Below are 21,160 nucleotides of genomic sequence, written 5' to 3' on the forward strand. Positions count from 1 at the left end.
CCCCGGTGGAACAGTGGATGCCGGCCCCGGATGCCGGACCCGAACCGGACCCGACCCGCGGCCCCGCGATACGAAAGGCGAGAGACACATGACTGAACGATTCACCGACCGCACCGTCCTCATCACCGGCGCCGGCTCCGGCCTCGGCCGCGCGAGCGCCGTCCGCCTGGCCTCCGAGGGAGCGAACCTCGCCCTCGTCGACCTCTCCGAGGAGGGACTGAAGGCGACGACGGATGCCGTCCGCGAGGTCGCCCCCGACGCGAAGCTCCTCACGGTGACCGCCGATGTCTCGAGCGAGGAGGACACGCAGCGCTACGTCGACGAGACCCTGTCCACCCTCGGCCGCATCGACGGCTTCTTTAACAACGCCGGCATCGAGGGCAAGCAGAACCTCACAGAGGACTTCTCCGCGGACGAGTTCGACCGCGTCGTCTCGATCAACCTCCGCGGCGTCTTCCTCGGTCTCGAGAAGGTGCTGAAGGTCATGCGCACGCAGGGGAGCGGCGCGGTCGTGAATACGGCGAGCGTCGGCGGCATCCGCGGCATCGGACGCCAGTCCGGCTACGCCGCCGCGAAGCACGGCGTCGTGGGCCTGACCCGCAACTCGGCCGTCGAGTATGGAGAGTTCGGCATCCGCCTGAACGCCATCGCGCCCGGCGCGATCTGGACGCCCATGGTCGAGAACTCCATGAAGCAGCTCGACCCAGACGACCCGCGCGGTGCGGCCGAGCAGTTCATCCAGGCCAACCCCACCAAGCGCTACGGCGAGGCTCCCGAGATCGCGGCCGTCGTTGCGTTCCTCCTCTCCGACGACGCGTCCTACGTCAACGCGACGGTCATCCCGATCGACGGAGGCCAGTCCGCCGCCTACTGACCTCTCGACAAGCGCGGGGCGCGGCATCCGAACTGCGGATGCCGCGCCCCGCGCTTGTCGTTCGCCACGCTCGCCGCTGATCGTTGACACTAGTTGTAACGATCGTTACGCTAAATGTCGTACATGCGGGAGTCGATGACCGATGACCGCATCGAGAATGCGATCAACGGAGATTCGACATGGGCGCGGCTGCCACCCGGAGTGATGAAGGTCCAGTGACGCGGCGCGCTGCTGCGGGCGAGGCCACGGACCTCAACGTCCGACCGGCCGTGCAGATCGCCGGCCTCAGCAAGGAGTTCCGCCGACAGGACGGCTCGACCGTCCGCGCCATCGACGATGTGAACCTCGATGTCGAGCAGGGCGAATTTGTCGTCCTGCTCGGACCGTCCGGATGCGGCAAGACGACGCTGCTGAGAACGATCGCCGGACTCGAGCAGCCCGATCGGGGTCGCATCGACATCGGCGGCGTCACGCGCTACTCCTCCGAGCGCAACGTCGCTCAGCCGCCCGAGAAGCGCGGGATCAGCATGATCTTCCAGTCGTACGCGCTGTGGCCGCACATGTCGGTGTTCAAGAACGTCGCGTACCCGCTGCAGAGCCGCTCGCGCCGATTGAGCAGAACGCAGATCAAGGAGCGGGTCGAGGGGGCGCTCACGCAGGTCGGGATCCCCGAGCTCTCGGCGCAGTACCCCAGTCAGCTCAGCGGTGGCCAGCAGCAGCGCGTGGCGCTCGCTCGCGCCCTCGTCAGCCAGGACGAGCTCATCCTCTTCGACGAGCCGCTCTCGAACGTCGACGCGAAGGTGCGTGAGCATCTGCGCATCGAGCTCGCGTCGATGCAGCGCGCCCTCGGGTTCACGGCGATCTTCGTCACCCACGACCAGACCGAGGCGATGGAGCTGGCGTCGCGCATCGCTGTGGTCGATCGCGGGCGCGTCGCGCAGTTCGGGACGCCGCACGAGATCTACCACCGGCCGGCCAGCCGCTACGTCGCGAAGTTCATCGGCGCCATCAACGAGATCGAGGGGCGGGTCATCGAGGCCGAGGGCGGTCGCGTTGTCGTCGACACGCCGCACGGCCGCGTCGTGTCGACTCAGCCGGCCCCCGGGCTCGCGGTCGGCGACGAGGCCGTGGCGCTGTGGCGCCCCGAGCGCGGCCACGCCGACGCGATCGAGCCCGATCGCGTCAATCGTTGGCGCGCGACCGTCGAGACGGCGATGTTCGTCGGTTCGCACACCGAGTTCGCCCTCCGGACAGGCGACCTCGAGGCTCGACTGTGGAGTCCTCGCGCCGAGAGCATCACCGCGGGCGAGCAGATCTGGGTATCGGCGGAGCCGTCGGACGTCCTCGTTCTTCCGCGTGAGGACTCGACCGGTGTGCAGACGGCCGAGGTCTGAGCCGTGACCGCCACCATCTCCACGACGCCTTTGCGGCCCGTGCGTCGCGGTCGCAAGCGAATCAGTGTCTTCGACGCCGTCACGATCGCGATCGCCCTCGCGCTCATTGCGATCGTCGTGATCCCGCTCGGTCGGGTCGTCGTCGGCATGTTCTGGGTCGACGGACAGTTCACGCTCGAACCTATCCGCCGGACGCTCGCCGTTCCCGATCTCGGTCGCCTCCTGCTCGACACGGTGATCGTCGTCGTCGCCTCGAGCCTCGTCGCCCTCGTCATCGGGGTGCTGCTGGCGTGGATCAACGAGCGCACCGACGCCCGGATGGGGATCCTGTCCGACGCGCTGCCCCTCCTGCCGTTCCTGTTGCCACCCGTCGCCGGAGCCGTGGGGTGGACGATGCTCCTCGCGCCGCGGGCAGGGCTTGCCAATTCGTGGATCCGCGATGGGCTCGGGTTCGTCGGCATCGACATCGGCGACTCAGGCCCCTTCGACATCAACTCCTGGTACGGACTCATCTGGGTCTTCGCGGTCTACGCCGTGCCCTTCATCTACATGAACGTGTCGGCGAGTCTGCGGAACTTCGACTCGAGCCTCGAGGAGGCCTCGCGCCTCAGCGGCGCCTCGGCCTGGCGGACGCTTCGACGCGTCACGATCCCGGCGGTCATGCCCGGCATCGGCGCGGGGCTGCTGCTGTGCGTCTGGTTCGGGTTCGGAATGTTCTCGATCCCCTCGATCATCGGCACGCCTGCGGGCATCGACCTCATCTCGGTGCGCATCGTGCAGTTGCTCACGTTCACCTACCCGCCCGACACCGAGGTCGCGGTCGGCCTGAGCGCCTTCATCGTGCTTTTCGTGGGTCTCGCGTATCTTCTGCAGGTGCGCGTTCTGCGCAGCGGCCGCTACGCGACGATCACCGGCAAGGGCGCCCGGTCGAACGTCACGCGGCTGGGTGTCTGGCGCTGGCCCGTCCGCGCGGGGGTCATGCTCTACGTGTTCATCTCGACGCTTCTGCCGATCATCGCGCTGGTGCTCGTGTCGCTCAACGGGTTCTGGACCCCCAACATCGACTGGTCGAGCCTCAGCCTCGATGCCTTCCACACCGCGGTCATCGCCGATCGACTCACGCGGGAGGCGCTCGCCAACAGCCTCGGCCTCGGCGTCGTCGGCGGGCTCATCGGCATCCTGGGCGCCGCGATGGTCTCGCTCTACATCCACCGGACGCGCACCGCGTTCGCTCGGGGTCTCGACGCGGGAATCAAGCTGCCCGCTGCGATCTCGAACATGGTCATCGCGGTCGGTGTCCTCCTCCTCTTCGCCGGCCCTCCGTTCTACCTGTCGGGTACGCTCGCGATCCTCCTCATCGGGTATCTCGCGCTCTACCTGCCGCAGGCCTCGATCGCCGCGGATGCCGCGGTGACGGGCGTCGGCAAAGAGCTCCCCGAGGCCTCGGCGGTCGCGGGTGCGTCGCCGCTGCGCACCTTCGGGCGTGTTCTGCTGCCGCTGATGATCCCCGGTCTCGTCGCGGGATGGGCGCTGCTGTTCATCCGCATGGTCGGTGACCTGACGGCATCCGCCATTCTCGCGGGCACGTCGAACCCGGTCGTCGGGTTCCGGATCCTCGAGGTCTTCAACGGCGGCTCGTACGCCCTTCTCGCGGCGCTGTCGACGGTGCTCGTGCTCGTGACCGGGACGGTCCTCGTGCTCGTGCTCTGGTACACGCGCCGGAAGTCCAAGTACGGCATCACAGCGAAGGTCGGCTGACGTGAGCGACCCGACGACATTCGTCCTCCGCCCCCGACGGCGGCCGATCGGCTGTGGCCTCGACGGCGAGGCCACAGCCCGCACCACCCGCGGAATGAACCGCGGATCACACGTATCGAAGGAGACACGGCGATGAAGAAGATCAACACGCGGGCGATGGGGCTGTTCGCAGCGCTGGCAGCGAGCGCCCTGATGCTGAGCGGATGCAGCGGCGGCGGCGCAGGCGGCGGCAACGCCAATGGCGGAAACGCGGCGCCCGTGGACGACCCCGAACTGCAGAGCCTCATCGAGGCGGCCCAGGAGGAGGGGACGCTGACCCTGTACGGCATCGTCGACGAGCGGGTCCTCCGCGCGGTCGCCGACCGCTTCACCGAGACCTACGGTGTCGATGTGACGGTCCTGCGCCTCGTCTCGGCCGACCTGTCGCAACGATTCGCCGCGGAGGCCAACGCGGGGGCGGTGCAGGCCGACACGATCATGCTGACCTACTCGCCGTTCTACGCCGAGGCTCTCGGCGAGGGTTGGCTGACGCCCGTCACCGAAGCCGATGTCCCCGGCTTCCCCGCCGACTACCCGGCGGACTTCGTCGAGGAGGACGGCACGCCGATCATCAGCATGGTGCCGACCGAGCTGGTCTACAACACCGAGGTGCTCGAGACCGCTCCCGACTCATGGGAGGTGTACGCCGATCCCGCCTTCGCCGGCGAGCTGCTCTTCGCCGAGCCCGGGACCTCGCCCGCGAACCTGTCGTTCTGGTCGCTGATGATCGACGAATACGGCCCCGAGTTCCTCGAGGGGATCGCTGCGAACGACCCGACGTGGATGAACAGTGCGGTGAACACGACGCAGGGCGTCGCGGCGGGTGAAGGATCGCTGTCTCACCCGGGAGTCTTCGCGATCGTCGACACGCTGCAGGCGCAGGGTGCTCCGGTCGAGGCTGTGCGTCTCGGACCGACGACCGGTCCGGAGATCGGCCTCGGCATTTCGAGCGACGCGCCGCACCCGAACGCCGCGCGGCTGTTCGCCCACTACCTGCTGTCGGAGGACGGCAGCGCGTTCCTTGCCGAAGAGTCGGGGGCCAGCTCGCCGTGGGGTACCAACCTCGTCGACGGATACGTGCGTCCGGCGCCCGTGCCCGACGACCGTCGCGCCGAGATCAACGAACTCCTCGGCCTGTGAGGGTGCAATGACCGACGGACGCTGCCCCTTCGGCTTCGACGATCCCGCGGCGCTCGCCGCCCGGCGCGCCGACCACGACTTCGACCCGGTGCCCGATGAGCCGGAGACGTTCACGAGCGCTCACGAGGAGTTCGCGCGGCTGCGGGCCGAGCGGCCCGTCGCCCGCAGTCAGGAGTACGACGGGTTCTGGGCCCTGCTCGGCTACGACGAGGTGCTCACTGCGATCACCGACATCGACCGCTTCACCACGAGTTCGCAGAACGCGATCCCGAAGTTCGCGTTCACGGGGGTGAGGCCGCCCCTGCACCTGGACCCGCCGGAGCACACGTCGTACCGCCGCGTCATCAACAAGGCGTTCACTCCGCCGCGCATGCGCGAGCTCGAGCCGCACGTCCGGGAGGCCGCGGTCCAGCTGCTGGATCCGCTCATCGACGCGGGCTGGTCCGACGTCTGCCGCAGCTACGCGCATCGCTTCCCAGCGTTCGTGTTCGCGCGCTTCTTCAACCTCGACGTCGAGACGTCCGAGCTGATCAAGACCGTGACCGGCCGCTATGTCGACGCGATCCAGGTGCTCGACCATGCGACGGTCAGGTCGTTGAGCGGGAAGCTTTACGAGATCGCGCAGTCGATCATCGATGCCCGCCATGCCGAGCCGCTGGATCCCGAGGTCGACCTGACGACGGCTCTCATCCAGGCGACCTACGAGGGCGAGCCGCTGCCGCCCGCGATGGTGCTCGGATGCGTGCGGCAGCTGATCGTCACCGGCATGGTGGCGCCGAGCGTGTTCACGGGCAACATGTTCGTCCACCTCGCGGGCGATCCGGAACTGCAGGCGCTGCTGCGCGCCGAGCCCGACCGGATCCCCGCGGCGATTGAGGAGTTCCTCCGGCTGTACTCGCCCTATCGCGGCATGGCTCGCACGGCGCGGGAGGATGTCGAACTCGGCGGCGAGCTCATCCGTGAAGGGGATCCGGTGGCCCTCGTCTACACGTCGGCCAATCGCGACGAGAGCGTCTTTCCGGACGGTGAGCGGTTCGTCCTCGACCGGCCGAACATCGCTCAGCACATCTCCTTCGGACGAGGGACCCACAGCTGCCCGGGCGCGCCGCTCGCGCGCATGATGATGCGGATCACGCTCGAAGAGGTGCTCGCCCGCAGCGCGTCGTTCACGAGCGCGGGTGAGCCCGAGATGGCCATCTGGGCCGAGTGGGGGACGCGTTCGGTGCCGCTCGATTTCGTGCGTGCGTGATCCGGTGAGTGCGATGCGCGACCTCCCCGATGATTTCGACGCGACCGCCGTCGAGACCTTCGATTCGCCGCACGAGACCTACCGCGAGCTTCGCGGGCGGTGTCCGGTGGCGCACTCGTCGGCGTACGGCGGGTTCTGGGCGCTGACGCGTTTTGACGACATCGAGGCCGCGGCGCGCAACGCCGACCTGTTCATCTCGTCGCGTCGCGCGGTCGTCCCGAGCGACCCGCGCGGCATCCGTCGTCCTCCGCTGAACCTCGACGCGCCGGCCCACTCGCCCTTCCGCCGCGCCCTCGACCGCACGCTGCACGCCGGGCGCCTGGAGCGGCTCGAGCCTCGGCTGCGGATGCATGCTGAGCGAGAGTTCGGCCGGTACCTCGACGGCGGCGGGGGAGATATCTGCGTCGGCTTCGGGACGCTGTATCCCGCCTACACCGCCGCCGAGTGGCTGAACCTCGACCCGGCGGACGTCCCCCGTCTCGCCGAGACATCCTCGGATTGGGTGGACGCGTGGCGGCGCACCGACGGGGATGCCGTCACACGGCACAGCGAGCGGATGTACGACATGGCGCGCGCCCTCGTCGCCGATCGCGAACGGTCTCCGCGACCGGTCGAGGAGGATCCGGCCAGCTCGCTGCTCGACGAGTCGTTCGAGGGCGAGCCGCTGGACCGGGAGCTCGTGGTGGGCGCGCTGCGGCAGTCGCTCGTCGTGGGACTCGTCGCGCCGCCCATCCTCCTCGGCGGGATCGCCGTCCATCTCGCGCGTGACCCCGAACTGCATGCGCGTCTGCGTGACGACGTGACGCTCGTGCCCGCCGCGCTCGAGGAGTTCATCCGGCTGTACACGCCCTACCGCGGGTTCGCGCGCACGGTGTCGGAGCCCGTCGCACTCCACGGCCGCACGATCCTGCCGGATGAACCCGTCACACTCGTCTACGCTTCGGCGAACCGCGACGAGGCGGTCTACCCCGACCCCGATGCGTTCGTCCTCGACCGGCCGAACATCGCCCGCCATCTCGGGTTCGGCCGGGGGCGGCACCGCTGTATCGGCATGGGTCTCGCACGGCTGAGCCTGCGGATCGCCCTCGAGCAGATCGTCACACGCACGCGCCGGCTCGAGCTCGTCGGCGAGCCGGTCAGCACGCGGATGCCGGAGGTCGGCGCGCAGTCGGTGCGGCTGAGGGTCGCGATCTGACCCTCAGCGGTGTCCGTCGCTGGAGACGTGGTGCGACGTGAGCTCCGCCAGGCGCGGGTCATGCCGCGCGAGGATCTGGCCGAAGCGGCTCTCCGCCGGCGCGCCGAGCGAGTCGTAGATGCGCACGAAGATCTCGCGTGCACGATCACGCGGCCATTCCTCGGGCAGCAGGGCGCGCGGCAGCTCCGGGTCGAGGAAGCGGAATCCGAGCCAGCGCCCGGTGAGGCGCGTCCGGAGCAGAAGCGCTTCCGCGGGGCCGAGCAGTCCTTCGGCGGCGGGGCCGACCTCGTTCTCGTAGTCGGCGATGAACTGGCGGTATTCGCTCTCGAGCGTGTCGATCTCGAACGGTTCGCCGAGACCCGCCGTCGAGCCCGGGCGCTCGATGAGCTCTGATCGCATGACGGATCCGGTCGTCACCTGCAGTTTGTCGAGCAGCTCCACCGCTTCCGTGCCCCGGTCGTGGGGTGTCACCCACACCGCTTCCTGCAGCAGCGCGAAGCCGCGCTCGCGGAGTCCGTTGCGCAGGAGGCGGCGAACGTCGCGCTGGCTCTCGGGCACCGAGAAGACGACGACGGTCCAGCGGCCGTCCCATTCGGGGTAGCCGACGCCGAAGCCCATCGCGCGACGGAGGCGCTCAGCGGTGGCGACGCTCGTGGAGTGGGAGCGGGCGTAGAAGGTGGATCGGCCCCGCTTCGACGATTCGAGGAGACCGCGCTGCGTGAGGCGATGGATGGCCTGGCGGGCGGAGCTCTCGGTGGTGCCGAACTCGCCGAGGAGCTCGACGAGGGCCGGCGAGGGGATGGGCTCCGCGTTGCCGCGCCAGTAGTCGCCCAGGAGGGTCATCAGCAGATGCTGGGGGTCGGTGCCGGTCGCCGACCGCGGCATCTCGTGCGGAAGGCCGCTCTCCGTTGACATACGTGCCCCCTCTCGGTCTCGGCGAGTACCACCTTCTCAGACCGGACGACGTGCGACGTCCGTCTCAACGCGTTCAACTATTACACATGCAAAGACGATCGTCCTATAATGTGTCACACATTGATCCGGACGAGGAAGACGGAGACATGACACGACGACCGCTCGACGGAATGCTGGTGCTCGATCTCACCTCGGCGCTCGCCGGCCCGTACGCCACTCTGCTGCTCGGCGGCCTCGGTGCGCGGGTCGTCAAGATCGAGAACCCGTCGCGCGGTGGCGATGCCGCGCGCAGCAACTCGCCCTACCTCACCGCTGACGGTCTCAGCGTGCGACGAACAGCACCGGAAGACATGTCGGTGTCGATGATGTCGCGGGGTCGCGGCAAGGAGAGCGTCACGCTCAATCTCAAGAACTCCGATGCGCGAGAGGTGTTCACCGCGCTCGTCGAGCGGGCTGACATCCTCGTGGAGAACTACAGCGCGGGGGTCACCAAACGGCTCGGCATCGACTACCCGACGATGAGTGCGGTCAACCCGCGCCTCATCTACACCTCGATCAGCGGATTCGGCGCGCAGGATGCCGGCAGCGACGACAAGGCGATGGACACGATCATCCAGGCGCTCAGCGGCGTCATGATGACCGCGGGCCGCACGGGGGAAGGACCCGTCCGATTCGGGCTGCCGATCGCGGATCTCGCAGCCCCCCTGTACGCCGTCATCGGCACCCTTGCCGCCGTCGTCCACGCGCGCGAGACCGGCGCGGGTCAGCACGTCGACGTGTCGATGCTCGGTGCGCTCACCTCGCTCGTCGCGTGCGAGCCGTTCGACGCGCTGGAGGATGTCGGCTTTCCCCTCCGGACGGGCGACCATGTCCCGCGTCTCGCCCCATTCGGCACGTTCGAGGCGAGCGACGGCTGGTTCGCCCTCTGCGCGCCGACCGACCACTTCGCAACGGGGGTCTTCGAGGCCATCGGGCGCGCCGACCTCGCCGATGACGTCCGCTTCGCCGACCGCGACGGCCGCGTCGCCCACGCCGACGATCTGCATGGGCTGATCGGAGCGTGGGCGCGAGGGCACACGGTCGAGGATGCGGTCGCTCGGCTCGTCGCCTGCGGTGTCCCCGCCGCTCCGGTGCGAGACACCGCCGCAGCCGTCCGGGATCCGCTCGTCCAGGACCGCGGCGAAGTCGTGCCGCTCGTGCACCCGCGGTTCGGTCACCACGACGGCCTGTACGGGACAGGCGTGCCGATCGTGTTCTCCGGGGCGCCCGCGCGGCTCGCGGCGAGCGCACCCGAGCTGGGAGAGCACACCGACCGCGTCCTCCGCGACGAACTGGGGTACTCGCCCGCGCGCATCGCCGAGCTGCGCGCCGGGGGAGTGCTGTGACCCGGGTGCTGACGATCGGCGGCGACGTGCCGCGACAGTTCGTCCTCGCCGCGGGAGCCACGCCCGAGCGGCTCGTCGCGGACGGGTCCTCCGTCGACGACGACAGCCGCGCGCGGGCGCGTGACCTGCTGGGCGAGGTCGACGGTGCGGCGATCGAGATCCTCGGGCGGATGCTGGAGAGGATCGCCGCGCGCGAGCTCGACGATGTCCCCCTGATCGTCGTCTCACACGACGGTCAGGCTTCGCTGCGCGTCTTCTACGTGCTGCGGATGCTCGTCAGGACGGGCGCCCTGACGGTTCCCGTGCACCTCCTGGACCTGCAGCGCCTGCCCGGGCCCGCCGTCGCCGAGTTCAACCGGAGGCAGCTCGAGACGCTCGGGGAACATCTGCGGAGCGCGTGCGGGGCGCGGCTCGACGACGACGCGCAGTCCCGCGCGGCCCGCTCGGAGCTCGACCTCGGTGACGCGCTCGCCGCGCTCCGCATCCGGCGTCGCGAGGATCCCGGCGTGATCCCAGCCGCCGAGATCGCGCGACTGCGCAGCATCGCTCGAAGAACACCGCCCGAGGACGCCGCCGCCGAGATCCGCGCGGCCGCGTCGATCGCGGCCCCGCACGCCGCCGACCGAGGGCGGTGGCTCGTCGTGCTGACGGGCAGCTCCGTCGCCGACCCGGCCGTCCTGTCGGCGCTCGAACGGGGCGGTGCCACCATCGTCGGCGACGATCATGACACGGGTGACGCCGAGTGGATCGGTCGGGCGGCGTATCCCTCCGACGAACCCTCCTCGGTCATCACCGCGCTGGTCGACGACTTCGCCCGCCGGTCACCGTCCGTCGGATTCGGGTCGATCGCGGATCGATCCGCGTCGATCGCCCGGCTCGCCCGGGAGTGCCGCGCCGACACCGTCTTGTCCCTCGCGCGCGTCGGCGACGAGGGGCCGCAGTGGGATGCGCATGCGCAGCGGGCCGCTGTCGAGGCCGAGGGTCGGACCTTCATCGGTCCCGTCGCCCCCGACGCGGTGGGGGCGGCGTGAGCGGCGATGGGCGCCTCCGCGCTGCGGCCGAGGTCGTGCTGTATCAACGAGCGTGGTTCGACGGCCTTCGGGAGCGGGCGGCGAGGGGCGATGCGATCGCTCTCGTCAACGCCGACGTGCCCCACGAGATCCTCCGGGCGTTCGACATCCCCTACGTCGTCAACCAGTGGTGGTCATCGATCATCGCCGCGAAGCGTCGAGGACCCGCCTCTCTGGAGCGCCTGCGCGCGCGGGGCCTCCCCGACGCGAGCCGGCAGTACGACGCGCTGCCGCTGGGCGCGCAGGATCTGCCGGCGGACGACCAGCCCTGGGGCGGGTTGCCCAATCCTCGATTCGTGATCTGCGAGCGCGGGGGAGACGCGGCCCACCGCATCTTCGAGCTGTGGGGTGCGCGGCCGGGAACCCACGCGTACTTCCTCTCGCGGACGGGGGCGGACCCCGTTCCCGATCGATGGTGGGAGATCGTTCCGCACGACTGGGAACGGGCTTTCGGTCACGACCGGATCGACCTCATGCAGCGCGAGTGCGCCGAGCTCATCGGCTGGCTCGAGGATCGCACCGGCCGCCCCTTCGAGAGGGATCGGCTGTGCGAGATCATGGATCTCTCCAATGAGCAGGCCGAGTGGAACCGCCGCACGCGTGATCTCATCGCCGCCGCCCGCCCGACCCCGGTCGCTGTCGGGGACTCGATTCCCGCCGTGATGATCCCGCAGTGGCACCGCGGCACCGAGTACGCGGTCAAGGCCGCCCGCCGCCTGCACGACGAGGTGGCCGAGCGGATCGACGCCGGCTCGACCGTCGCCGCGAACGAGCGCCGACGACTCATGTGGGTCGGGCGGGGGCTCTGGTACGACGTGGGGCTCTACCGCGCGTTCGAGCAGTCGCACGGCGCGGTGTTCGTCTGGTCGATGTATCTCGCGATCGCCGCCGACGGCTACGTCCGGTACGGACCGGATCCGCTCCGTGCGCTCGCGGCCCGCTTCGTCGGCATCACCGACCAGCTCTACGTGCCGCCGTGGTCGAGCCAGTGGTACGCGAAAGAGGCGCAGGCGCACGGGGTCGACGGGGTCGTGCACCTGGTCGCCGACGATACCCCGGGCGCAGCATTCATCACAGCAGAGCTCGAGGATGCCGGAATCCCCGTACTCGAGATCCGCGCCAACAACGCCGACGGGCGCGGCTCCGACCTCGAGGATCGCATCCGCGTCTTCCTCGACGAGCGCGTGGGCGGCGAGACGCCCTGACACCTCGCGGTGTGGCTTCGAGGGTGATCCACTTCCCCTGGGTATGCAGTCTTCGGCTGCGCGCGAGTAGCGCAATCGCCGAGAGAAGAGCGTCTGATCTGGGCTTAAGGAGCTTCATGGACGCCGGCGAGGTCGCGCAATAGAACCGTTGCGCCTCGCGAGGAAGCGCGAAACACCGGCTTGCCAAGGTGGCACCACTCGCAGTTCCTCCTCCGATCCGGCATCGGCATTCCCTGAGGACTGCGCCTGACCCAGGAGGTGCCCGATGAGCGTTGCTGAGCAGACCGCACCCATGCTGCTCGCCGACACGTCCGTCGATCCGGAGCGCCGGGTGAGTACCGGGATCCGGCGTAGCTGGTGGCTGATCCGGGCGTTCCTCCTCGCCGGCGCCAACCTCATCGTTTTCGTGTTCGTCTCCTTCTTCCTCGTGAGGCTCATCCCCGGCGACCCGGTCGTGATCGCGACGGGCGGTCGTTTGACGGGAGCCGACCTCGAGGCGGCCCGTGCCTCGTACGGCCTCGACGGATCTCTGGGGGAGCAGCTGGCGACCTACCTCGGATCGCTGGTGCAGCTCGATCTCGGCACCTCGATCGCCACCGGCCGGCCCGTCGCCGCCGATCTCGCGATTCGTATCCCGGCCACCCTCGAGCTCGTCTTCACGGGTCTTCTGGTCGCATCCGTCGTAGCTCTCCTGCTGTCGCACTACGTGGTCACTCACCGTGCGAACCGCGTCTCCCGCATCCTTCTCGGCTACGCCCGCTCGGCGGGCGCGCTGCCGGAGTATGTGATCGGCATCGCCTTCATCTACCTCTTCTTCGCCGTTCTCGGATGGGCTCCCGCCCCGTCGGGTCGACTCGATCCGATGCTGATCGCCCCCGCGCAGGTCACCGGGTTCCCGATCCTCGACGCGCTCATCGCCGGCGACGGACGTGCGGCATCTTCTTACGCCTCTCGGCTCGCGCTGCCGGTGATCGTCATGATGGTCGCCCACGCGCCGCTGCTGATGAAGACGCTCATCATCAACCTCGATCACGCGATCGACGAACCGTCGACGAAGTTCCGGATCGCATCGGGCGCGTCGCGGCGCACCGTTCTCCTCAGCATCTACCGGAGAGCCCTGCCGTCCGTTGTGGCGATGCTCGGGATGATGTTCGGCCTCCTTCTGGGCGGAGCCGTCGTGCTGGAATCCCTCTTCGCTCTCGGCGGTCTCGGTCAATACGCGGTGGACGCCGTCAACGCATCGGACATCTTCGCGCTGCGATCGTTCCTCCTGGTCGTTGCGGCGATGTGCCTGGCGATCTACCTCGCCGTCGACATCCTCACCATGACACTCGACCCGCGTCGCCGGGTCGAAACCGGAAAGGGGGCATGATGGCCGCTGCCATCGCCGGAGCAGACCTCGATGCCGTCATCCCGCGGCGCCGTCGGCGCCGTCTGTCGCCTCGCACGTCGCTGGTGCTCCACTGTCTGCCGCTCTCCATCGTCATCCTGCTCGCCGTCGTCGGTCCGCTCCTGGTGACCTCGGACCCCACCCGGGTGGTCGGGACCAGCTCGCAGCCGCCGTCGGCGGAGCGGTGGTTCGGGACCGACGCGATGGGTCTCGACGTCTTCTCTCGGGTCGTCGCCGCCTTCGCACTGAACATCCCCATGGCACTGGCCATCACGCTCATCGCCACCGCATTCGGGATGCTGATCGGCCTGGTTGCCGGCATGTACGAGTCGCACGGGGGGCCGATCGGACTCCTCGCTCGGGTCCTCACCCGTGCGGTAGACCTCGTCCAGGCGATACCGATCATGATCGCGGGGCTGGTTCTGGTGTCGTTCTTCGGACGGAACCCAGTCGTGATCGTCCTGTCCCTCGCTCTGGTGCTCGTGCCCTTCCAGGCGCGGCTCATGCGCACGGAGGTCCTGAAGACCCGGTCGGACGCCTACATCGACGCCGCGCGTCTCGCCGGAGAGAGCGAAGCGGAGATCGTCTTCCGGCACGTCCTCCCGAACTCATGGCGTTCCACCATCGAGAACACCTCCGCGATCTTCGCCATGGGCATCATCTTCTGCGCCGCGCTCGGCTTCCTGGGCGTCGGGGTCCCGGTGCCCGCTCCCGAGTGGGGGAGCATGCTCTCCAGCGGCGCCACGGATGCCGTGGTCGGGCGTTGGTGGCCCTTCTTCTTCCCCGCCGTCGCTCTCGGCCTGTCGGTCTGGGCGGCGTCGGTGTTCATCGCGGGCCTCACCCGACCCCGCACCTGACCCCGGTCATCGCCGGTTCGCTCCACCCCCGCATCCCTCCGCACCCGCCTCAAGGAGACCCGCCCGCATGATGTCCCCCACCCGCCGCACCCCGGCCCGCCTGCGTCGGTTCGCCGTCGCCGGAGTCGCCCTCACCGCACTGGTCCTCGCCGGCTGCGGATCCTCCGCCTCGGAGCAGCCCTCCGCCTTCGTGATCGTCACCGCCGCCCAGCCGCCGAGTTTCAGCTACGAGACCAGTGCCACCGGGTACGAGGCGGGGGAGTTCTGGGCGAACACCGGCGCCACCCTGATCCGGAACCCGTACGCAGCCGGGGAGGGCGAGATGTCGGCCTCGCAGGACCTGTTCTCATTCGAGCCTCTCCTGGCCGAACGGTACGAGGTGAGCGACGACCGTCTCACCTACACGTTCTACCTCGATCCCGACGCCATGAGCGTCGCAGGGAACCCGGTGACTGCGGAGGACGTCCTGTTCTCGATCAAGCGCAAGTTCGAGACGCCCACCAGCGTCGTCCCGTTCGTCTCCGCTCCGGCACTCACCGACCCCGATACGCAGGTTTCAGTGATCGACGAGTCGACGGTGTCGATCACCATCAGCGATCCCGGATACGGCTTCACGCTCCTGTCGATGCTGGCCAATCAGCCGTACAACATCTACGACTCGACCGTCCTCATCGAGCACGCCACCGAGGACGACCCGTACGCGGTGACGTGGTCTGAGACGAACGCCTCTTACGGGTTCGGTGCCTACGAGCTCACGGACTACACACCAGGCGAGCAGATGGTCTATACTGCGAACCCCGGTTACGTTCTCGGTGAGCCCGACATCACGACGATCGTCCAGCGGGTAGTCCCGGATGCCGGACAACGCGCGAACCTCGTCCGCAGTGGCGACGCGCAGATCGCCACCCAGCTGCGTCCCGCCGACCAGATCGACCTCGCCGACAGCGGGGCCGCGCAGATCTTCACCGTTCCGACCAACGCGTTCGTCTACATCCCGCTGCTGACGACCGCGGCGCCGTTCGACGACCCCGAGGTCCGGCGCGCATTCTCGCTGGCCATTCCCTACGGCGACATCATCGATGACGTCTACCGGGGGCGTCTCGACCCCGTCGACTCGATCCTCTCGGACGCCGCGCCTGGCTTCGACGGCGAGGGTCTCGCCGCACCCGAGCACGACCCGGTCGAGGCGCAGGAGATCCTCGACGCGGCCGGATACACCGAGCCGGTCGAGTTCACGCTCACGGTGAACTCGGCGGTTCCCGACCTGGAAGAGACGGCGGTGCTGATTCAGTCCGCAGCGGCCGACGCGGGCTTCTCCGTCACGGTGGACTCGGTCAGCTCGGCGGTCTTCCAGGAGGGGCTCGCCTCGAAGTCTTTCCAGGCATCGATGGGACGTGACTACGCGATCGTGCAGTCGCCGCCGTATGTCCTGTCGCTCTTCTACACTCCCGGCTCGCCACTCAACTGGCCCAACTGGGAGGATGCCGCGTTCAGTGACGCTCTGGCGGCGGGGAACGCCGTCGGCGACCCGCTCACGCCGGAGGCCGGTCAGTGGTGGAACGAAGCGCAGCGCGTTCTGCAGACGGAGCTCCCCACCGTGTACGTCGGCTATGTCCAGCCGCTGAATGCCTTCGGAACCGACGTCGGCGGGTACGTGTTCCGCACCGACAACGTCATCGACTACTCGCAGCTGACCCTGGAGTCGGAATGACCGTCGACACGCGAAACGTCGTCCTCGACGTCCGCGATCTCTGCATCGCCTACGGCGGTGTGACCGCGGTGGCGGATGCCTCCTTCACCCTGAGGGCGGGGGAGAAGATGGCGATCGTCGGCGAGTCCGGGTCGGGGAAGACGAGTCTGGCGAACGCCGTGTCGGGGTTCCTCGATCCGCTGGCCGGCTCGGTCAGTGCTGCGCGCCTCGACTTCCGCGGCGCACCGCTCGACCGCTCCGTCGACCCGCGTCGGCAGCCTCGCATTCCGGTGCGTACGTCGGGGATGTCGATGGTCTTCCAGGATGCGATGCACTCCCTCGACCCGGTGTGGACCATCGGAAGTCAGCTGATCGCCGTGCTGCGGACGACGGAGCGCATTTCGGCCCGTGCGGCACGTGTGGCGGCGGCTGATCGACTCGGCGCGGTCGGCATCCGCGACGCGGACCGGGTGATGCGCGCCCGGCCGACCGAGTTGTCGGGAGGGATGCGGCAGCGGGTGATGATCGCGATCGCGATGGCTTCGCAGCCGACGCTCCTGATCGCGGACGAGCCGACGAGCGCGCTGGATGCGACTCTCGCGGTGGCCACCATGCAGTTGATGGTCGACGTCGCCGACCGTGAGGGCACGGCGCTCCTCATGATCACGCACGACATCGAGCTGTGCCGCCGATTCACGGACACCACCGTCGTGATGCATCGAGGGCGCATCGTGGAGACGATTTCTTCCGCGAAGCTGGACGGCGCGCAGGAGGAGTACACGCGCGGACTCCTCGCGTGCGTGCCGACGCTCGAGACCGCCACGCTCGCCCAGCTCCCCACCTTGCAGTCGAGCGCGCTGAGCGAGCGGACGGCCGCGGCGTGAGCGTCGGAGACGTCGGCATCCGGGTCACCGACCTCGGGCGCGACTTCCATCGGACACAGGCCGTGCGCTCGGTGACCTTCGCCGTTCCTCCCGGCGGTCGTGTCGGAATCGTCGGCGAAAGCGGCTCGGGCAAGTCCACGGTCGCTCGCATCATCGCCGGCCTCGACCGCCCGACGCGGGGAACGGTGCATGTCGATGGCCAGGATCTGCGCTCTGCCCTGTCCACCGCTCGCGGGCGGCGAGATTATCGGCGCCGTGTGCAGCTCATCGCACAGGACACGACCTCCGCATTCGACCCCCGCTATACGATCCGTCAATCCGTGCGGATGCCGGGGCAGCGCCTCGGCGGCTGGACGCGGCCCGAGTGCGACGCGGCGATCGAGGAGCTGGTCGACGAACTGGCCATCGATTCTGCCCTGCTCGATCGACGCCCGGCGCAGCTGTCCGGCGGACAGAGACAGAGGATGGCGATTGCGCGGGCACTCCTCGTGCGGCCGCGGTATCTCGTGTGCGATGAGGCTGTCAGCGCCCTCGACGTGTCGGTGCAGGGCGCGGTTCTCAACCTGCTTAAGCGCTACAGCGTCGAGAGCGACGCGGCGCTGCTCTTCGTCTCGCACGGGCTTCCGGCCACAGCCTTCATCACCGACGAACTCATCGTGATGTATCGCGGTGCCGTCGCGGAGGCGGGCCGCACTACGCAGGTGCTCGCCCGTCCGACAGATCCCTACACTCGCGCCCTCGTCGGCGCGTATCGAGAAATGGAATCGGCGCGGCCCGCCCGCTGATCCACCCCCACCGGATAGGAGAAAGATGTTCCACCTCGCATGGTTCCTCGGCGACGGCTTCGGCATTCACCCGTGGAGCACGACCAACGGCGACGGCCCCTGGGTCGGCAACAACGTCAATGACTGGATGGATCCCCAGATCTACATCGACATGGCGACCAGCCTCGAGCGGGCGGGCTTCGACTACATCCTTTTCGAAGACACCGCGATGGTCGAGGACAGCTACAACGGCTCGGCCGATACGAGCTTGCGTCGCGGGCTTATGGCGCCGAAGAACGATCCGATGCCGCTCGTGCCCCTGCTCACGCGCGCGACGAAGCACATCGGCATCATCCCCACCGTCTCGACCATCCAGTACCCGCCATATCTCGCGGCCCGGTTGTACACCACCCTCGATCACCTCACGCAGGGCCGGGTCGGGATGAATGTGGTCACGAGTGTCACCGACCGTGTGGCGCAGAACTTCGGCTACGACGAGCACCTCGCCCACGACGAGCGGTACGCGATGGCGATGGAGTGGGTCGATGTCGTCCTGGCCCTCCAGCAGAGCTGGGAGGAAGGCGCTGTCGTTGCCGATCCGGTCGCCGGTGTGTACGCCGATCACACGAGGGTGCATCCCATCGACCACAAGGGCACCTACTTCTCCTCCCGTGGACCTCTGAACACCATCCCGGGCCCACAGCGGACGCCTCCGATCTGCTCGGCGGGAAGCTCGCCGGCGGGTCGCGAGCTCGCCGCGCGGTACGACGACACCATGATCTCGATGGTGAAGAGCGGCGCCGCAGGTCGGGCGTACCGCGACGACATGCGCGCGCGTGTGGCGTCATACGGCCGGAACCCGGACGATGTGAAGTTCCTCTTCCTCGCCACTCCGTGGATCGCTGCGACCGACTCCGAGGCGCAGGAGCAGTTCGAGGCCTACAACCGGTGGAAGGCCACCGACAAAGGTGTCGAGTACAACCTGTGGAACATGTCGTACACCTCGGGTGGACGCATCGACTTCGGCGGAATCGATCCCGACACCCTGGTGTCGGACATCGACCTCTCGCGCCAGAACGGCGAGCACACCTCTATCGCGAACCTCTTCGAGAACACCGAGGGCAAGACGCTGCGCGAAGTGGTCGCCACGTCGCACCAGACGAGCGACATGGGTCTGATCGGTTCGCCGGAGACGGTGGCGGACAAGATGGAGGAGCTGATGGACGAGATCGGCGGAGACGGCTTCCTCATCTACATGCCGACGACGCGCATGAACTTCGCCCTCATGGCGGACGGTCTCGCTCCCGTGCTGCGTCGGCGGGGACTGATCCGCGACGGCTACACCGGCACGACCCTGCGGGATCACCTCCGCGAGTTCTGACCGTCAAAAGGGGCCCGCCGACCTCGTGCGGCGGGCCCCTTCTTCGCGTTCAGTCGAAGGAGATCGGCCCCCGGTCGAAACTGACCCGGTCCGCCCGGAAGGCGTCGAAGACGACCTGGATCGGGACGTCGTCCGTGTCGAGGTAGATCAGCTCCCGCCGTAGAAGAGGGGCGCCCTCGTCGATGTCGAGGATCCGGCTCGTGCGGGCGTCGGAGGGCTCGGCACCAATCCATGCGTAGACGAGACCCGGCTCCGCTCCGAAGAAGTCACGCATCACGGTGGACATAGTCAGCGGACCGCGCAAAGACGTCGGGTCGCTGGTGATCGACGGTCGGAAGTAGGCGGTGCGAATGCCGATCGCCTCGTCGTGGAAGGTGAACGAGTTCTCCACCATCCGTACGACCTCATCGTCGATCTGCAGCCGCTCGCGAAGGAGCGGAGTGGACGGAACGAGACGCTGCTCGAGGACGGTGATGGAGACACCACCGCGCTCGCCGAACGCGAAGTCCGCGACCCCGATGCGGACCCCGGCCTCGACCAGTCGGGTACCCACGCGCGTGCGCCGCTCGAGGATGCCGATACTCGTCAGCTGCGACAGCGCGTTGCGCACCGCGCCTCGGCTGGCCGAGTAGGTGCGCATGAGGTGCTCTTCGTTGAGCGACGACCCCGGGGTGATCCGACCGGCTCGGATGGCGGCGAGCAGAAGGTCCCGCACGCGACGTGCGGATATCTGCGCCCCGCGTGCGGATCCTCCGTGTGCACGTGGGTGCTCGGTCGGTTCCGGCATGGGCGACTCCTCCCGCTCCCTGGTGCGACTGTACGGAGTTCGGGTTTCGCGAAAGCGCGCGGCGGTTTCACCGACGTAACGCGACCCGGGACACTCCCTGTGTCCCGGGTCGCGCAGCGCACATGCTCAGGCCGCGAGAGTGGTGAACTCCGAGCGGTGCCACACGAGCGGGCTGTGCGAGAAGTCGCTGAGAAGCCCGGTCACACGCAATACGACGATTTCGTGGTCGCCGGCGGGGTAGACGTGCTCGATGGAGCAGTCCAGCCAGATCGGGGCTCGGTCGAGAAAGACGGAGCCCGTCTCGGATACGTGCGTCTCGACCCCGAGGAACCGCTTGGCCTTGTCGCGCGAGGCGAGCTGCCGGGTGATCGGTGCGTGGTCTGCTCCGAGGATCGAGACGCCGATCGACTGTGCGGTCGACAGCATGGGCCACGTGCTCGAGGACTTCTGCACCGCGAACATCACCAGGGGTGGGTCCTGCGACACCCCGACGGTGAACGATGACGCCACGAGCACCGCGGGCTCATCGTTCACGACGGCGGACAGGGCCGCCACGCCGCAGGGAAACCCGGAGAAGGCCTGCCGGAGGAGCGCCGGATCGGCAGAGTCGGTGGAGTAGGGGTTGAGCATCAGAGTCCCTTTCGTGTGAGGTGCGTCGTATCGGGGGAGGCGGACGCCGAGCCGAGGACAGTGACGGCCCATCGGTCCATCCATGCGTCCGTCACGCCCGGTTGGTCGTACGCCTTGTCGCTCAGGTACAGCCCCTGCGTCGGGCAGATCGCACCCAACTCGACGAGGACCGGCTTGAGGAGGAGCTCCGGGGCGAGGGCGTGGGCGGGGCCGGCACCGAGCATGAGGGGGACGGCGGTGATCCCCGCGAGCCCGGTGCCGGTGTCGAACTGATCGAGGAAGAGTTTGAGGATGCCGGTGTACGTGGCCTTGAATGTCGGCGAGGCGACGATGACGAGGTCGCTCGTGCGTACGGTTGCGACGGCGTTGGCGACGGCGGGGTCACCCCAGCCGAGGAGGCCGGCACCGAGTTCGACGACATCGACGGCGTCGTCCGCTTCCCGCCCCGTGAGGGCGTGGGCAATGATGTGGGCCGCGGCGAGCGTCCGGGAAGCGGGTTTGGGGTTTCCCGCGACGACAGTGACTTTCATGGAGCCTCCTTGTGGTGACAAGT

Annotated in this window: 19 protein-coding genes; 15 read left to right on the plus strand and 4 right to left on the minus strand. The window is 68.5% G+C overall.

Translation table 11 applies throughout. The features are described 5' to 3' along the window. Positions 1–88: 88 nt before the first annotated feature. The 6 genes from ABXJ56_RS09335 to ABXJ56_RS09360 all read left to right on the plus strand — a co-directional run bounded on the left by ABXJ56_RS09335 (position 89) and on the right by ABXJ56_RS09360 (position 7,649). A complete protein-coding gene (locus tag ABXJ56_RS09335) occupies positions 89–874 on the plus strand; it encodes a glucose 1-dehydrogenase (protein WP_353999393.1) in 786 nt (261 codons plus the stop codon). 215 nt (positions 875–1,089) lie between these two features. Further along, the gene (locus ABXJ56_RS09340; RefSeq protein ID WP_353999394.1) at positions 1,090–2,268 is read left to right on the plus strand and encodes an ABC transporter ATP-binding protein; all 1,179 of its coding nucleotides are present in this window, start codon (positions 1,090–1,092) and stop codon (positions 2,266–2,268) included. Positions 2,269–2,271: 3 nt separating this feature from the next. After that, positions 2,272–4,026: an ABC transporter permease gene (locus ABXJ56_RS09345; RefSeq protein WP_353999395.1), complete on the plus strand. Its 1,755-nt coding sequence runs from the start codon at positions 2,272–2,274 to the stop codon at positions 4,024–4,026. Positions 4,027–4,158: 132 nt separating this feature from the next. Continuing rightward, the gene (locus ABXJ56_RS09350) at positions 4,159–5,205 is read left to right on the plus strand and encodes an ABC transporter substrate-binding protein (protein ID WP_353999396.1); all 1,047 of its coding nucleotides are present in this window, start codon (positions 4,159–4,161) and stop codon (positions 5,203–5,205) included. 7 nt (positions 5,206–5,212) lie between these two features. After that, a complete protein-coding gene (locus tag ABXJ56_RS09355) occupies positions 5,213–6,454 on the plus strand; it encodes a cytochrome P450 (RefSeq protein WP_353999397.1) in 1,242 nt (413 codons plus the stop codon). A gap of 13 nt (positions 6,455–6,467) precedes the next feature. After that, the gene (locus ABXJ56_RS09360) at positions 6,468–7,649 is read left to right on the plus strand and encodes a cytochrome P450 (protein ID WP_353999398.1); all 1,182 of its coding nucleotides are present in this window, start codon (positions 6,468–6,470) and stop codon (positions 7,647–7,649) included. A gap of 3 nt (positions 7,650–7,652) precedes the next feature. Here the strand turns inward: ABXJ56_RS09360 and ABXJ56_RS09365 are convergent, their stop codons facing one another. Then, positions 7,653–8,564 (minus strand): PaaX family transcriptional regulator, encoded by a 912-nt coding sequence (locus tag ABXJ56_RS09365; protein ID WP_353999399.1) that lies wholly within the window; start codon positions 8,562–8,564, stop codon positions 7,653–7,655. Positions 8,565–8,710: 146 nt separating this feature from the next. On the opposite strand from ABXJ56_RS09365, the gene ABXJ56_RS09370 reads away from it, so the two are divergent. From ABXJ56_RS09370 to ABXJ56_RS09410, 9 genes are all read left to right on the plus strand, one after another. After that, positions 8,711–9,949, plus strand: coding sequence for a CaiB/BaiF CoA transferase family protein (locus ABXJ56_RS09370; protein WP_353999400.1), 1,239 nt, complete (start codon positions 8,711–8,713; stop codon positions 9,947–9,949). Then, complete coding sequence (locus ABXJ56_RS09375; protein ID WP_353999401.1) at positions 9,946–10,980, plus strand: 2-hydroxyacyl-CoA dehydratase family protein; 1,035 nt, start codon at positions 9,946–9,948, stop codon at positions 10,978–10,980. Before ABXJ56_RS09370 ends, ABXJ56_RS09375 begins: the two co-directional genes overlap by 4 nt. Then, positions 10,977–12,224 carry a 2-hydroxyacyl-CoA dehydratase family protein gene (locus ABXJ56_RS09380; protein ID WP_353999402.1) on the plus strand — a complete coding sequence of 416 codons (1,248 nt, stop codon included), beginning with the start codon at positions 10,977–10,979 and terminating at the stop codon, positions 12,222–12,224. Before ABXJ56_RS09375 ends, ABXJ56_RS09380 begins: the two co-directional genes overlap by 4 nt. Positions 12,225–12,489: 265 nt before the next feature. After that, on the plus strand, positions 12,490–13,596 hold the full coding sequence (locus ABXJ56_RS09385; protein WP_353999403.1) for an ABC transporter permease: 1,107 nt from the start codon (positions 12,490–12,492) through the stop codon (positions 13,594–13,596). Beyond that, positions 13,596–14,471 (plus strand): ABC transporter permease, encoded by an 876-nt coding sequence (locus ABXJ56_RS09390; protein WP_353999404.1) that lies wholly within the window; start codon positions 13,596–13,598, stop codon positions 14,469–14,471. Before ABXJ56_RS09385 ends, ABXJ56_RS09390 begins: the two co-directional genes overlap by 1 nt. Positions 14,472–14,538: 67 nt before the next feature. After that, positions 14,539–16,182 (plus strand): ABC transporter substrate-binding protein, encoded by a 1,644-nt coding sequence (locus tag ABXJ56_RS09395; RefSeq protein ID WP_353999405.1) that lies wholly within the window; start codon positions 14,539–14,541, stop codon positions 16,180–16,182. Beyond that, positions 16,179–17,045, plus strand: a complete 867-nt coding sequence (locus tag ABXJ56_RS09400) for an ABC transporter ATP-binding protein (RefSeq protein ID WP_353999406.1) — start codon at positions 16,179–16,181, stop codon at positions 17,043–17,045. The genes ABXJ56_RS09395 and ABXJ56_RS09400 overlap by 4 nt, the downstream gene beginning before the upstream one ends. A 71-nt stretch (positions 17,046–17,116) precedes the next feature. Further along, a complete protein-coding gene (locus ABXJ56_RS09405; protein WP_353999407.1) occupies positions 17,117–17,830 on the plus strand; it encodes an ABC transporter ATP-binding protein in 714 nt (237 codons plus the stop codon). 25 nt (positions 17,831–17,855) lie between these two features. Beyond that, positions 17,856–19,190, plus strand: a complete 1,335-nt coding sequence (locus ABXJ56_RS09410) for an NtaA/DmoA family FMN-dependent monooxygenase (protein WP_353999408.1) — start codon at positions 17,856–17,858, stop codon at positions 19,188–19,190. A gap of 49 nt (positions 19,191–19,239) precedes the next feature. Here the strand turns inward: ABXJ56_RS09410 and ABXJ56_RS09415 are convergent, their stop codons facing one another. From ABXJ56_RS09415 to ABXJ56_RS09425, 3 genes are all read right to left on the minus strand, one after another. Continuing rightward, positions 19,240–19,977, minus strand: a complete 738-nt coding sequence (locus ABXJ56_RS09415) for a GntR family transcriptional regulator (protein WP_353999409.1) — start codon at positions 19,975–19,977, stop codon at positions 19,240–19,242. 126 nt (positions 19,978–20,103) lie between these two features. Next, positions 20,104–20,607 (minus strand): flavin reductase family protein, encoded by a 504-nt coding sequence (locus ABXJ56_RS09420; protein ID WP_353999410.1) that lies wholly within the window; start codon positions 20,605–20,607, stop codon positions 20,104–20,106. Further along, positions 20,607–21,137 carry an NADPH-dependent FMN reductase gene (locus ABXJ56_RS09425; RefSeq protein WP_353999411.1) on the minus strand — a complete coding sequence of 177 codons (531 nt, stop codon included), beginning with the start codon at positions 21,135–21,137 and terminating at the stop codon, positions 20,607–20,609. The genes ABXJ56_RS09420 and ABXJ56_RS09425 overlap by 1 nt, the downstream gene beginning before the upstream one ends. Positions 21,138–21,160 lie beyond the last annotated feature (23 nt).

Origin of the sequence: Microbacterium aurantiacum (assembly GCF_040532595.1) — a bacterium.
Lineage (GTDB): Bacteria > Actinomycetota > Actinomycetes > Actinomycetales > Microbacteriaceae > Microbacterium > Microbacterium chocolatum_B.